The organism is Bacillus sp. EB01, assembly GCF_000613125.1.
Classification (GTDB): Bacteria; Bacillota; Bacilli; order Bacillales; family Cytobacillaceae; genus Bacillus_D.
Map to the genome: position 1 here is coordinate 4,604,487 of NZ_HG964497.1, position 14,185 is coordinate 4,618,671.

Annotated in this window: 12 protein-coding genes; 2 read left to right on the forward strand and 10 right to left on the reverse strand. The window is 37.0% G+C overall.

Going from position 1 to position 14,185, the window contains the following annotated elements:
* Nucleotides 1-110 precede the first annotated feature (110 nt).
* Genes TY16_RS21640 through TY16_RS21655 form a run of 4 tightly spaced genes read right to left on the reverse strand, consistent with a single transcriptional unit; the run spans nt 111 to nt 5,088 of the window.
* On the reverse strand, nt 111-602 hold the full coding sequence (locus TY16_RS21640; RefSeq protein ID WP_052342822.1) for a Mov34/MPN/PAD-1 family protein: 492 nt from the start codon (nt 600-602) through the stop codon (nt 111-113).
* Nucleotides 595-2,400 carry a ThiF family adenylyltransferase gene (locus tag TY16_RS27220; protein WP_331281084.1) on the reverse strand — a complete coding sequence of 602 codons (1,806 nt, stop codon included), beginning with the start codon at nt 2,398-2,400 and terminating at the stop codon, nt 595-597. The genes TY16_RS21640 and TY16_RS27220 overlap by 8 nt, the downstream gene beginning before the upstream one ends.
* Before the next feature lie 28 nt (nt 2,401-2,428).
* Nucleotides 2,429-3,535: an SMODS domain-containing nucleotidyltransferase gene (locus TY16_RS21650; RefSeq protein WP_043933830.1), complete on the reverse strand. Its 1,107-nt coding sequence runs from the start codon at nt 3,533-3,535 to the stop codon at nt 2,429-2,431.
* Nucleotides 3,536-3,549: 14 nt separating this feature from the next.
* The gene (locus tag TY16_RS21655; RefSeq protein ID WP_043933831.1) at nt 3,550-5,088 is read right to left on the reverse strand and encodes an SAVED domain-containing protein; all 1,539 of its coding nucleotides are present in this window, start codon (nt 5,086-5,088) and stop codon (nt 3,550-3,552) included.
* Nucleotides 5,089-5,425: 337 nt separating this feature from the next.
* On the opposite strand from TY16_RS21655, the gene TY16_RS21660 reads away from it, so the two are divergent.
* A complete protein-coding gene (locus TY16_RS21660) occupies nt 5,426-6,001 on the forward strand; it encodes a TetR/AcrR family transcriptional regulator (RefSeq protein ID WP_043933832.1) in 576 nt (191 codons plus the stop codon).
* A gap of 60 nt (nt 6,002-6,061) precedes the next feature.
* Nucleotides 6,062-7,282 carry an MFS transporter gene (locus tag TY16_RS21665; RefSeq protein WP_197028441.1) on the forward strand — a complete coding sequence of 407 codons (1,221 nt, stop codon included), beginning with the start codon at nt 6,062-6,064 and terminating at the stop codon, nt 7,280-7,282.
* 311 nt (nt 7,283-7,593) lie between these two features.
* On the opposite strand, the gene TY16_RS21670 is transcribed toward TY16_RS21665, so the two are convergent.
* The 6 genes from TY16_RS21670 to TY16_RS21695 form a co-directional block, all read right to left on the reverse strand.
* On the reverse strand, nt 7,594-9,042 hold the full coding sequence (locus TY16_RS21670) for a S41 family peptidase (protein ID WP_043933834.1): 1,449 nt from the start codon (nt 9,040-9,042) through the stop codon (nt 7,594-7,596).
* The gene (locus tag TY16_RS21675) at nt 8,993-9,406 is read right to left on the reverse strand and encodes a hypothetical protein (protein WP_043933835.1); all 414 of its coding nucleotides are present in this window, start codon (nt 9,404-9,406) and stop codon (nt 8,993-8,995) included. Before TY16_RS21675 ends, TY16_RS21670 begins: the two co-directional genes overlap by 50 nt.
* Before the next feature lie 119 nt (nt 9,407-9,525).
* The gene (locus TY16_RS21680; RefSeq protein ID WP_043933836.1) at nt 9,526-10,074 is read right to left on the reverse strand and encodes a hypothetical protein; all 549 of its coding nucleotides are present in this window, start codon (nt 10,072-10,074) and stop codon (nt 9,526-9,528) included.
* Nucleotides 10,075-10,269: 195 nt separating this feature from the next.
* Nucleotides 10,270-10,542 (reverse strand): hypothetical protein, encoded by a 273-nt coding sequence (locus TY16_RS21685; protein WP_043933837.1) that lies wholly within the window; start codon nt 10,540-10,542, stop codon nt 10,270-10,272.
* A gap of 305 nt (nt 10,543-10,847) precedes the next feature.
* On the reverse strand, nt 10,848-13,517 hold the full coding sequence (locus TY16_RS21690; RefSeq protein ID WP_043933838.1) for an ABC transporter permease: 2,670 nt from the start codon (nt 13,515-13,517) through the stop codon (nt 10,848-10,850).
* On the reverse strand, nt 13,514-14,185 hold the full coding sequence (locus TY16_RS21695) for an ABC transporter ATP-binding protein (RefSeq protein ID WP_052342823.1): 672 nt from the start codon (nt 14,183-14,185) through the stop codon (nt 13,514-13,516). Before TY16_RS21695 ends, TY16_RS21690 begins: the two co-directional genes overlap by 4 nt.

Below are 14,185 nucleotides of genomic sequence, written 5' to 3' on the forward strand. Positions count from 1 at the left end.
TCTTTCTCATCACTTCGCAATAACCAGAAGAATACTGAACTATCAAAAGATATTTTGCATACCTACTAAGATATGTCAGGTAATGCTCAGCTTTTAACTTTTTTAAAATTCTATTCATTTTGTTGTTTTAATGTAATTTGCTTTTTGCTAGCAGTGAAGATATAAGCACCGAGTTTCGAATTCTCAGTTGAGGAACAGGCAGCGATAATTAAAATCGGCTCCGGGCAATGATATGCATTATTTTTTGAAATCCTACTCATTTCCACGATATCATGAATACTTGGTGAGGGATTACCACCAGGGTGGTAATGCCACTCACCTAAATAATACATACCATACTGGTCCCAGGCTTCATCCAACAATTTTTGAAGCCCTTTGGTTCCCCTGTGGAACCAGGTTCGTCCACATTTTGAATCAACTGGAGCACCAGTAACTATTTTCACTTGAGCACGATTAAGATTTGAAGAATACTTCCCTATTAGTATTCCACCGGTTTCGTTAGGAAATGATTCTTTACACATGTCGTAAATGGCGTTTATCTTGCTCTCATCTATTTCAATTCCGAATGATCCCTCTTCATTCAGGTATAGAATTTTACTCATCATATTCCTCCTGGCTTACCAGCATAACTCCTTTAAACAGATCGCCTTCCCATTGTTGTTCATAGACTAGAAGCTTAGGCTTGTTTTCTTTTGTTGTAATTGCTCTTTCCATTGACTTAATAGCAGTTGTCACCATCAGCCATACGTCGTCACTTCTCGCTGGGAAAATTGGGTGCCAGCAGCCCAGTCCCTCCCGAGGAAAATCGACTTCACTCGTTTCCTTTTGTTCACTCTCAATCCAGTGTCGCATTAAAGACGTAAAAGCATCCTGACTAAACGCTTTGCCGCTAGAATAGAACACAAATAAACGTTTTGCCCCGAATCCCAATGAAATTGATAGGAATGTTTTGGTTTCCTTAAACTGAACTTGTGTCAAGTGGTACAAGGTTTCGTCTTCACCGGTGCAGTCTAAAATAATATCATAGTCGTCAGGTTTAACTGAATGATTAGCTTTAGATGAAAACCTCTCGCGAATCCCGGTTACATTGCTATGTGGCGAAACTTGGTTTAAACGCTCAGTCAGGCTATCAACCTTGAACTTTAATATTTCTTTCATTGTTAATGTGTGCCTAACTATATTTCCTGCTTGCAAGAGATCATCATCCATTATTGTTATGTCTTTTTGCCCACCGCGGACTAAAAGTTCAGCAACCATCGATCCGACAGCACCAGCACCTAATTGTAGAATGAAAGAATTCCGGGTTTCTTTGTTGATCCTGCCCCTGTTAAACAGCTCGCTCTCATGCCAATTTTCAGCATTTAACCAGTTGATAGGTTTTTTAGTCCCGAATATTCTCTTTGTATCTCGATACCAATTGTATTTCTCGACACTACGAAAACCTGCCAGGTTATTCTTTACGTTGCTCAGCTTTGGTAAGTGTATCGGTTGCCAAAACACTTGTTTGGGGCTTTCTTGGACTCGATCTGGAATAGGAAATCCAAACAGAAAAATATGCGCTTTACCATCGCGTAACAACGGAACAATTTTACTTATCCACTGCAACAATTCAATTCCTTGCTTTCTGCATACAGAAATTAATTCACTCCAAGTCATGGGAGCTTGCCATGGGGGAATGATTGGCACATCTTTTAAAAAGACCCAACCCGCTATGACACTATCTGATTCAGACCTGGTACCAAGTATACCCGCACCCCATGCCGCTTCAAATACGACTTCTCCGGTAACAGTTGCAAATTTTTTTGGAACCATAATATATGGCTTTTCTTTTTTAAAGAATACTAACTCAGCGATCCCATAGGTCCTTTTGCTATCCCGCCATATCGAGAAGGTTTCCGGACTTTCACAAAACGCAATGGTGTTTAATGTGCCTTTATTAAAATCGGGTAGTTCAAATGGATCTCCGGGGTTAATCAGCTTATCTTCGTTCGCATCAATTAGCCAATTAATAGCTCTTTCAAAATGCCATAACAACCGTCGTTCTGAATCAAACGGCTCTGTGTCCAAGCCTAGGTGCCTTAAATTACTGTAACTGTTGTCGAGACAAAGGTTTCCTGTAGTCCAAGGAGCTTCCTTTCTACCTGTCCCATTGTAATTCTGATGCGGGAAAGTACCTTTTAACCCGTCAGTTTTTGCCGGATAAAATCTTATACTGCCCCAAGGATACGAATCGTCTATATGTACATACCAGTCAGTCGACACTGGGATAGTACCATTTGACTGGAAGTTTGGTGACAGTTTACAAAGAAGGACCCATTTGTTTATCAATGGGTCCCACATTACATCCTCTAGTATCTCCACTTCACTTAACCCTTCGACCATTCTTCTAGCGGCTAGCATTTCCCGTTTCGGTCTTTTTTGTTGCCGACTAAGCAAACCGATTTCCTCCAATGGTTGTTTTTTGTTCCCTTTCGGTAAATCCGTTCTTTTTATCTTTAGGCTCTGGCGGTTCAGGGAATTTGCTGCCGAACAATTTTCTCCATCCCATTGCACTTTCATAAACAGATTCAGCATCCAATGCCTCTCGAGCTATTTTCGCTGCTTCTTTTACCCTTTCATAAAAAGCATCGTACTCTTCATCTGTTAACCGTTCAAAAACATCGTGTTCCGGTACCCCGTGGTCTGGCATTTCAGGCTTGGTAGGATGTTCAGCAACAATAGCTTCTAGTGTTAAGGTTACACCTTCAGCAACGGAGCCGATACCATCCGGGCAGCATTGACCAATTAGATGCTCCAGCGGATAGCTCTTCGGATGATTTCCATCGGGGTCATCCACTCGACGCCACCATTTTAATGCCTTTACGACATTGATATAATGCTTGTTACAGTTTTTGTTTTTATCCCATGTCCATTTTATCTGCGCCAAAGGGTCCGTTGGTTCCCATTTTTCCGCTTCTCTATTTGGGATAAACAACGGTTCGGTTTTCCAGACTGCCTCGTTTACTGATTTTTCAAATAGGGTCAACGACTTGGACAATGCATCCTCTGAAGGGGAGGATGAACGAGAACTAACATTGTCAAATAGATCTTCAATAGAATAATCGGTAGTAAAGTTTTCATCTTCCAATAATTCTTGTTGACTTTCAGATGGAGCGGACGTAACAACCAAATCCAAATCGACATACGTTAATTCTATTCCCAGTGAACGCCCTTGAATACGATATTTGTCCTTATAGTGCTTGTCCAAAAACGGAATGAATAAATCATGGGCTTCTTCCGGAGTATACTGTTCCTTATCAAGGTTTGTTACCACGACCACATCGACATCTGACCGCTTACCGCTCTTTGGACGTGTTGCTGTGGCACGCCTGTAGCTTCCTTGTAAAAAGGTGCTGACGATTATCTTTGAAAGATCTTCATCTGCTTTAAGGCGATTACGCAGCGTTGTATGACCAGTGATTAGATCGTCAACCTGATTTCCTGTCAGTCGAATGTCAGCTAGAAAATCATTAAAATAGGTTACTAGTTTTCCCATCCCTTTTCCCCCTGTTATCCTTTTTTCTTTGGCGGTAGTGTTATGGCAGGTTCATATCCTCCAGGCGTCCTTTTCTCAAAATCATATTCATACAATGTACACGGTCCAAACGCTCTAGCGAATTGTCCAATAAAGAAAATTAACGCATTTGGAACAGCCGGAAAGATGTGTATATGACCCAGTCTTTCTTTAAATGGTCTTTCGTTTATATAAGAGGTAATTTTATCAGCGAGTACCCACGCGTGATCCCCATTTTCAATAACTGCTCCCCCAGGTCCACCCTCTATAGTACAATTAATCACCCTTCTTACCGGGATACCGACCTGTTCAAGATAATAATTAACGTCATCAATTGTACTGTGGCGAACTCCGAGTGTAATAACGAGATCATTGTTATCTTCATTTCTCAAATGTTCTTCATGTATCCATCCCGGATAGTCCTCATACTTTACTTTTTTGTCTGGCTTCCAAACTTGAAGACCATCAAACTTCTGTATGGGAGCAACGTCAACGCCGGATTTCGAATCCAAAAAGTAACCGGCAGCGAATGAAATTGAATAATGGGCATCCAAATGGATATGATATGGAACCTGTTCTTTCGTTGATGATGCTATAAATTGTTCGATTTTAGCAACTATAGGATTGTTCCAGGCGGATTTGTCTTTAATGTTCCGTTCTTCAAAGTGCTCCAATAAACAGAGCATATGCTTTGTATCTTGTTCCATATTGCCGGTACCGCGTTTAAAGCTTCGAATGCCTATTGGTATAGCAGGCGTTTCATTTAATACATTTCCAACCCACAACTCTTCTCTTTTGCATATATCCATGAGGATGTCTTTTGTAAAAACATTTATGCCTTTGATGAGCAGCCCTTTAATTAGGTCAATATAGGGGTTCCCAATTTTACTGGGATCGACAGGTTTTAGCCCGGAAGCCCTAAGATTTGCATTAAGGAGTTCGTTTATCTGTTTGACGTTATTGGAATTATGCACGATTCGTAAAGGGCGTAAAACAACCTTGAGGTCGTCATCACTGGTTAACCCTAGATGATCTCTCATCGCTTTTCTGATTCTCCCCATTTGGCTTTTATCTCCTCCTGGGGATAATTTATTCCATTGAAGCTCGCCTTCTTGGGTATTAACAATTTTGGCTAGTGGGTCATCCGGGTGGATTTGCCAAGGTGAAACCAAATTAAAACGGCAGCCCTTACCATCAGGAGCCAATTGTTTTTGAGCTGTATGCAATCTCTGTAGAAACGATACCGACGTCGCATTAATGAATTTTGGATCCAGCAGGTTCTCCCATCCAATAGAGCCGCCTTGTGTAACGTGATATTTAATTTGATGGTAATCTGTATAAACCGGATCACCGTATGTATCTATTTCAGGAGTTTTATAATGGATAACCACGTCATCCCATGCTTTTGCTTGGTCATCCTCATAAATAATTTTATCAATTCTTGTATCGGGGTTAAAAAGCTGACATGCTTTGATCCAAAACATATATGCTTGATAATCGTCACCCTTAATCCTTGCGCTAACAGCATTACTCAATTTAATCACCTATATCCGAAAATTCAATTCAAACTGAATTATTTGACTCTTGTCCCTTGTTTATATAATAACTATTTTGTCAAATAAGGTCAAAGTTTTGGAATGCGACTAGATTTTCACCAAGAAAGTAAGTAGCTTTTATTATTCAAACGCTGATTCCTATGAACATGCCCCCGCGCAAAATAAAACTTAATCCCTTAAAAATGTTATCCATACAAAAAGACGCCTTCTTATTGAAGAAGCTCCCTTTAACAGAAGCCTTGATTTCAAGATAAGTTATTCTGGACTTATCGTTCCGAAACATTTATACTAACTTATATGAAGGGGGTGTTATAAGTTGGGTAGAAGTATTAGTTTTAACAAAGAACATGCTTTGAATAAAGCTATGTATTTATTCTGGGAAAAAGGCTATGACGCTACATATATCTCAGATCTTATTGAAACGATGGGAATTAGTCGATCTACCCTTTACGATAGTTTTGGAGATAAGGAAGAACTTTTCAAACTGGTTTTAGAACATTATAAAAATTATGGCTATCGAAAAAGAAATTTGCTTTTTAGCGGGATAGACACTAAAGCATCACTTAAATCCTTTTTTTATCAACATATTGAAGAATGCTATTCAGATGACATTCCCAAAAGTTGTATTATAACTAATTCTTCACTTCTTATTGGACATATTGATCCTTCTATAGAAGAAATGCTTTTAAATGATTTTAATGAACTTGAGAAGGTATTTAAGCAAGTCATTGAAGAAGGAAAAAAGAAAGGAGAAATTTCGCAAGAGGCTAACTCTGAATTAGTTGCATATTCTTTATTAAGTTTAAATCACAGCATTAATTTAATGTCTAGATATAAAAAAGAGAAAAATCCAGCCTACAATCTAGTGGACAAGACTATTGCAGACCTATAGTCTTTCTTTTTTAAGTATTTCGGAACGAACGTTCCAAAACAATAAGAATAAACAAAAGGAATGATAAAGTTGACTAAAAGGACAAATTTCCTAATATTTATTTTGGCAATTAGTTGTGGTTCACTTGCTGCTAATATTTATTATGCACAACCAATTGTACAATTCATTGCAGAAGACCTGGACATCTCTACTGATTTATCTGGATTGCTCACTACCTTGACACAAATTGGGTATGGCTTGGGCTTATTTTTTATCGTACCAATGGCTGACTTATTTAAAAGTAAGAAAATAATAGGAATTCTTATCGGGCTTACTATTCTTTCATTAATTGGTACGCTAATCTCGACAAATGGAATTGTATTTTTAATATTAACAACCATAATTGGTATTGGAGCCTGTGCAGCTCAAATGTTAGTTCCACTAACAATGAGGATTGTGCCTATTGAAGAGACAGGTAAATATGTGGGTAAAGTGATGAGTGGTTTATTGATTGGGATTATGATTGCTCGCCCATTATCTATCGGAATAGCTGACTGGTTCGGCTGGAGAATGGTATTTCTTTTTTCATTAATAATGCTAGTTGCAGTATTACTGTTAATTATAAAATTTTTGCCCAACTATGAAGTAGTATCGACCAGTAACATGTCATATCCAAATTTAATAGCTTCTATGGTCAAGCTACTAATAAATACATCTCCTTTACAACAAAGAGCATTTTATCACGCATGTTTATTTGCAACATTTAGTCTTTATTGGACAGTTATCCCCATTTTATTAAGGTCTGAACCGTTAAATTTTTCAAATAATGAAATTGCATTTTTTGGCTTTGTTGCAATATCTGGAGCTTTACTAACTCCTACTATTGGTAAAATAGCGGATAAAGGTTATATTTTTACGGTGACTAATATTTCAATGGCGCTCGTACTATTATCTATCGTACTATTATTTTTGGTTAAAGATCATTCACTATTTAGTGTAATTTTAATTCTTATCTCCGGAATTAGTATTGATATTGGCGTATCAGGAAATTTATTATTAGGTCAAAAAGTTATCTTTAGTTTGAATCCCGAGATAAGAAACAGACTGAATGGATTATATATGACCATTTTCTTTTTGGGAGGAGCCTTTGGTTCATGGATTGGAAGTTATTCTTACTATAAATTTAATAGTGAAGTAACTTTACTCATTGGAACAGCTTTGCCTTTAATCGCCTTATTAGTTCATTTAATAAAAAATAATAAATTAAATTTATCAAAAACCAAAAGTAAATACGTGTCCTAACTATTAAGGTACCCCAAAAGTTAGAGTGAAAAATCTAATTTTTGGGGTAGCATTATCTTCTACATCAGGAGCAATTAATCTATTATTGCTAATCTTTATCCATTTTGCCCTATGTCAAAAATAAAAGTATAACTAAAACATCTCATATATTTCTCCCATGCCTTATTGCATAATCCTATTCAACAATTATTCTGTAAGTAAACAATCTCATTTATTAGACAGTTTCCTTCAAAGATGTTGTTCTTTTTGTTTTTGGTAAATGAAAGAATCGCCCTAGATTACAGGGCGATTCTTTTTTCTTTGCTGCAAAGTTATCGTTTTATAAACTCAAGAGCTTTGTAAATATACTCATCCTCGCCCCGTTTAACTGCTTCCAAAGTCCTTTCAATTGGTATAGTTGGGGTTATTCCAATTAAATGTGTTTGAGTTCTGTCTGAATTTAAAATTTCCAGTCCTGTGAATACCCCGTTAAAGCCTCCTGGTATCCGGTAGTATTGAATGTTTCCATCTGATCCGGCTGTAGCTTGACCAACAATTTCACCTAATTCATTATCTTTGATATAACCGAGTAAAAATTCCGGATGGCTAATCGCCCCCGCATATGTCAGAAAAACGACTCTCCCTTTTATTAAAGGGCTGTTAGGGTTAACTGTATGGCTTCCTTCCTCGTACGTTTTTCCTTCCTGATCAGGATAAATGCTCTTCCCGATTCTCCAAATAGGTCCCTTAATTGGCTTATCTGTTAAATGTCCTATTAGCTTCATTGTTAATTCCTGGTCAGATGGGTATCCCCTTAAGTCGAATATAACCCCTCTGGCTTTACTTAGTTTTCCAATAATATCTTCGAATGTAGCTGTGTTTCCTCTCGTTAAATCGAAATAATAGATGTTGTCGTCTATCTCTATGAAACTTTCCTTTCGGTTAAACTCATCTAAAACGGAACCTGGTTTACCGATGGCAGATACGGTTTTAATTTCCTCATCCCGCTGGAACTTGATTATTGCGGAATCATCATACCTAAAATACTTTGCAGCCAAATACTCTTTATATTGAGGTGTGCCAGGTATTTTCCCCTTTAATCGATTAATCAATTCAGTTGCCTTTACTTCGTCCATTTCCAATATAATATCTCCCGCTAAGAATGGGGAATCTTTTTCTGCTGCTGTAATCACAACTTGATCTTCAATAATATCAACAATAAAAGGGAGAATTGGTTGATTTACATATTCTTTCATAAAGGTTGCGGCTGCGTGCCCGTCCTTAGTTTTTTCCAACAAATACGACAAAGATGTTATATAATCATCTCTTCCCTTATCATCTGCCACATCCTTTAGAGACCTTTTTAATTGGTTATTCCAATCAGAATCTGTAACGTGAAAATAAGGGTAAAAATGATTAAGGATATTCCACGTTGTAATAATTCCTGCAAAACGAATATCCTCATCTTCACTTGTCAAGGTGGGGTCTAAATCAAGGACTTCTTCATTCAATTTATGAAAATCTTTTCTAGAAGTTTCGCTATCACCAGTCGCACCTTTTTTATCAACGTATAAAACAAGGGGTAAATTACAGTATAAATTCGTGGAAATTTTTTTGTTAATTACCTCATAAGCTTTTGGGTATTCATCGAATAGCCGGTCCTTTTCTATTGCATACCTTTCGTTTTCCAAGGTTGCATAAACCCTTTTACTACTATAAACAGAGTCACTTTTAACACCAGTATCTACACCGAAATGTTGCCAGGCAACTATTTTTCCCATCTTTTTCAGCCTTTAAATTTCCCTTTAGGTTATCTGGTTTTTTTCCTGAAATTGTCATTGTAGGTGCAATCGGCGAGAACAGTTCTTCCAATTTACTTTTCAATTCAATATCATTCCTAGCATCTTTAACAAATGCTGAACCGTAAACGGCAAATCTGTCCCAATCTGTTTTTGCCGCCTCATCACTGGGATGATAAAATCTCACATACCCATATAATTTTGCGAAAGCTGCTAGATTATCGTACCTCTTTTCTGCCGTGACTTCTTCTACTTTATTTTCAGTTTTTTCATTGTATCTATTTATAAAATATATTGCCGCTAGCAAACTCATAACCAAAAACAAGACGATAGATTTCTTTCTCATACAACCTCCCGAATAACTTTTTATTGAAGTAACCTGCCTCTTTAGCTTAACAAGGAAAGGAATCCAACCAAAAGGTGCCTTAATCCTTCTTGGATCAAAGCACCCGATTGTTGAAGCTATTAAAGCATAATCTTAAAAACTTTACCTTTTCGTAAAAATAATTGATTATCACTACTACTTGTATAATCTCCTATTTCTTTGCCTAAACGGCTGTACAAAGAAAATACTTTTTGATGACTGGATTTAACATAGATGGATTTGAAATTTTTAGATTTATAATAGGGCATAATAATATCCCTAAACCATATTTGACCATTCCCTCTACCTTCTTGGGATATATGGAAATAGTTAAATATCAAGACATCCTTATTATTTTCATTTATGGGTATAGGTTCATTAAAAAAGGTTTTATAATCGATCCTTCCTTTAGTCACAAGAGCAATCCCTAAATATTTTTCATCCTTCAGCATAATATGGAAGTCCATATTCATATCTTTATTATTTCTAACATTCTCTATTAAGTTACTGCAATGATATACTTCATTATAGTCATCCCACTCATTTTCCGCTTTAAACAACAAATTATGTATTATTGGTGTAAGATACTTGCTGTTAAATTCGGTTGCAACCCCAAAATAGATATCGTTTATCCTATGAATAATCTCCAAAAAGTATCCCCCTTATCTAACAACTATTTAAGACTCTCCCCTTATTTTACCATCTTACAATTATTAAACAATGCTGGCTTAATTGTTGAACAGAAGTAAAAAACACTCTCAACAACTCCCCAGTTAAAAATGAGTTCAACAAAAAAGGCGGTTAATCCTTTTGGATCAACACGCCCGTTTGATGAAGAAAAAAACCTAAATTCCAACTTTTACTGGAACAAGTTTTAAAAACTTTCGGTAAAAGAATAAAGAAAAGAATGCTACGATCATACTCAATCCTACATAGAAGCTAGCGTACTTATTCAACTCTGCTGTTGTTGTAACTTTTACAATATCCCCCATAAACTTTACATACAACCATTCACCAACTTGTGAATTATAGTATCCGTAACCAGTTCCAAACAGGGAAATAGCCCATACAGCAAGACAACCTGCAAACCCTAAAAATATCCATCCTCTTCTATTCATTTTCCCACCTCCATAAATTGTTAAATAATATAATTCTTTATGCCAATAAAAAAATCCTGCTTATTCTACTAACCTATGCCGTTTGTTCATTACGGATTTTAAAAATTCCTCAAATGGAACCCAATTCCAACCTTTTTATGAACTATCACTAACCAGTGACCAACCCATGTAATTAGCACACAAAAAGCTCAGAACATTAAGCTTTCATTATCTGTTTTATGATACTGTTCATCAGCAATTTAGCTAGTTTTTCCGATAATGAAATAAATTTGTTTTCCTTCATTACCTAAATAATACTCATCCACCTACAAACTAACTTTCCTGGAACCATTTGATGAATTCCTTCTTTGGTACATCAACTTATTTACATTTAAATTTAACTTCATATAAATAATTACATAAGAAGTGGTTAAAACCACTACATAAAAACATAAAAAAGTTCCTACTAACAGAAAGAATAAAGTTTGCTCAACAGGATAGAGCATGTAGGAACAGACTCCACTAAAAATTGTTCCCAAAGCAATGGCTGTTCCACTCCATATAGCGATTTCTTTTAAATACTGCTTAAGAACATCGTAATTTCTCCAGCCAATGGATTTATATATCCCTAATTCATTTTCTCTCGCTTTTAGGAGGGAAAGAAGACTTTCAACCAATGTAAATAATGCTAAAACATAAGCCGCTACCATTAGAATGAAATGCCACTTACTTGTTTGCACATTTATATACTCCCCTAACAAGGTTATGCTCGTCTGCTCAGCAGTAGATGCTAAAGACAAGTAAACAAATGAAGACAGCATACTTACAACCATAAGCTGGATAAACGGTGAACGAACAAATTTATAAAAGAAAGCAATGTTCCTTATTACCGGCGATTTTATTTTAGCTGTTGCTTTTGCTTTGAATCCAAAGGATTTTGTTTTTTTAGGTTTGTTTATTTTTATAACATTGACCCAGATTAATATCATAAGCATTAAGACCGCCAAAGCCATTCCGATAATATGCCAAAGAAATAATGAATTTGAAGCACCAACTTCCGCTCCGATCAGTAACAATGGGATATAGGAGATTAAAAAGGCAATGATAAGGAGCGATAGAGTTTCTATAACCGAATAGTTCCTAATGTGTCGGGTTTCCCATCCTAGATCATAGAGCAATTTAATGTTTTTCTCCTGGGTAATCTGCCAAAAAACTATTCTATTTAATATATAAATTACCGCCACAAGTGTAAACAATACAGATAAGATGATGGTCGTTATATTCCATTCTTTTATGAGGGAACCAGCAGCACCAAGCGTTGTCCATGATTCTTCGACTAATCCTACATCTTCAACCTGAACTTTTAGTTTTTGAGGCGAAGCGCCCGCAACAATTGTTACCTGAAGTCCCATTGACTCGATTTCCTTTGCTACTCTATCTATCTTTTGGCTCGCTTCCTTTGTATAACCCTTTATCCCTCCGACTCTTACACGAATAGCGTCAATCGGCTTTTCACCCTTAATGACTGACGTAGACTGGATATTCGTAAGCCCTTTCGCTGGAACCGATACAAAACTGCCGGGTGTTATCGTTGGAGTCATTTTTATCCGTTTTTTTTCGCTGCTTAAAAATTCTACTGGGGAAAACTGATATATACCTAGAGGACTGGAGGCTAAACGATTTTTCTGAACAGTACCCATGTCGATTTTTCCTACAGGATCCAAAATAAAAGACACTGTTTCCTTATCTCCCCTGTCCAGTATATTTTTTATTGGTTCACCTTTTTCAATTATTTCTCTATAAATCGGTATGCCATTTTCCTCGCCAATTTTTTTAATCTTTAATTGACCATTTTTCTCCTCATATTCTAAAGGACCTGCCGCATAATGGAGATACATTAATTGCATGGTCATCTCCATGTTATATGTACCATTCATTAATTCCGGGTGGTCAATCATAAAATCAACCTTACCTTTATCGGTTATAAATAAAGCATTTTTACTTTGTTCAAATGCATTTAAACCTTTCCCGATCGGCAGTGCAAACTCATTTTTATCCAGTCCCGGCAAGGATTTGAGTTCATCCAAAAGATTTTCGTATTCGGCAGTACCAATTTTATTAATAAAATGGTCCAATGGGATTCCAGTATTGGACTTGGGTGAATTCATTTCAGTTAATCCCAATTTTCTACGATACTCCAACGTTTTTTCTGGATTTACTCCCAAGCTTTCAACTTTCACTTCTGCTTCAAGAGATGTAACAGTATCCCCGATCTCCAAAACTGGTATGAGCGATGCATCGGGAAAATAATCCGAACGGTACTGATATCCCCAACCCGTTGAAGGGCTATCTGGGTTGATGCCATTAAAAGAAATACCTGTTAAAGCTTCTTCCTCGACTGGGTCAATGCCTACTAATAAATGGTATGTTGGCGGCAAAGGAAACATAGGAGCATTCTCCGTACAGTTATTCAGAAGTTCGATATGGCTTAAAACACTTTGAAAATCTCCTTTACCGGAGGGAGACTCCAATTGATAGCAGGCATACTCAGGTCCAACAGGATAGCTGTTTACCCCATCCGTAGTAGTATATTGCATCATATAACGGCTGGATTCCTGTGGAGGATATATACCAATGTTGGTTTTTATCCCTGTAAAATAGCCTAAAGAAGCTACCGGTGCTGCAACCTCCACATCACTCAATGCCTTAATTTGATCCCAATCCCCAATTGAGATTCCCCCACTTGCAAATCCAATATAATTTTCAGGAACTACCCCCAGTTTCTCTTCCAGGGGATGATTTACCCCATGTGGTCTTACCAGCAAATCAAAACTTCCACGCGCATAATGAGTTACATCGGATTCCACTTGTTTTTGCGCGTTTTCCAGGGAAACAGCAGCTAATGGGGTAACAGATAAAATCAATGTAAAAGCTATTATAAATAATGTGTTTGCTATCTTTTTTCTTTTTAGGTTTGAAAGCAGCAGATGTATCATAAACTTACACTCTCCTGTATCTGCCCATCCCGGATATAAAGTTTACGATCTCCCCATTCTGCAATTTCCAAATCATGCGTAACTAATATGATAGTCATACCTTCCTTGTGGAGTTCTTTCAAGATATCAAGTATCCTCTCCCTGTTTTCCTTATCTAAATTCCCGGTTGGTTCATCACAAAGGAGGATATTCGGTTTATGGATTAATGCACGTGCAATTGCAGTACGCTGTTTTTCACCACCAGATAACTCTCCTGGAAGTGAATTCAACCGATGCCCCATTTGTAATTGGTTTAAGATAATTCGAGCCTTATTCTCAAGATTTTTTCTCTTTTCGAAGGGCAATTGAGGCAGTATCGTATTTTCCAATACCGTAAATTGCTCAAACAGACGAAAATCTTGGAATATATATCCGATGGTAGTGCGTCTAAAGGTTTGCATCTGCTCTTTTGAGAAAATGGTAAGGTTCTTCCCATTTACCTCGATGATACCTTCACTAAGTTCTTCAAAACCTCCTATAACATTCAAAAGAGTGGTCTTGCCCGAACCGGATGGTCCTAAAATGTTGACCCATTCCCCTTGCATAATCTTAAATTCTTCTATATCCAGTGCTTTTATCGGATAATTCCCATTAAACACAACTTCTCCCTTTTTGATGCAAATTGACAT

Excerpts from the sequence above, each read along its gene's own strand:
- TY16_RS21685 (WP_043933837.1), bottom strand. The coding sequence starts at position 10,542 with ATGAATAGAAGAGGATGGATATTTTTAGGGTTTGCAGGTTGTCTTGCT.
- TY16_RS27220 (WP_331281084.1), bottom strand. The coding sequence starts at position 2,400 with ATGCTAGCCGCTAGAAGAATGGTCGAAGGGTTAAGTGAAGTGGAGATA.
- TY16_RS21665 (WP_197028441.1), top strand. The coding sequence starts at position 6,062 with ATGATAAAGTTGACTAAAAGGACAAATTTCCTAATATTTATTTTGGCA.
- TY16_RS21695 (WP_052342823.1), bottom strand. The coding sequence starts at position 14,185 with ATGTCAATTTGCATCAAAAAGGGAGAAGTTGTGTTTAATGGGAATTAT.
- TY16_RS21650 (WP_043933830.1), bottom strand. The coding sequence starts at position 3,535 with ATGGGAAAACTAGTAACCTATTTTAATGATTTTCTAGCTGACATTCGA.
- TY16_RS21675 (WP_043933835.1), bottom strand. The coding sequence starts at position 9,406 with ATGAGAAAGAAATCTATCGTCTTGTTTTTGGTTATGAGTTTGCTAGCG.
- TY16_RS21670 (WP_043933834.1), bottom strand. The coding sequence starts at position 9,042 with ATGGGAAAAATAGTTGCCTGGCAACATTTCGGTGTAGATACTGGTGTT.
- TY16_RS21640 (WP_052342822.1), bottom strand. The coding sequence starts at position 602 with ATGAGTAAAATTCTATACCTGAATGAAGAGGGATCATTCGGAATTGAA.
- TY16_RS21690 (WP_043933838.1), bottom strand. The coding sequence starts at position 13,517 with ATGATACATCTGCTGCTTTCAAACCTAAAAAGAAAAAAGATAGCAAAC.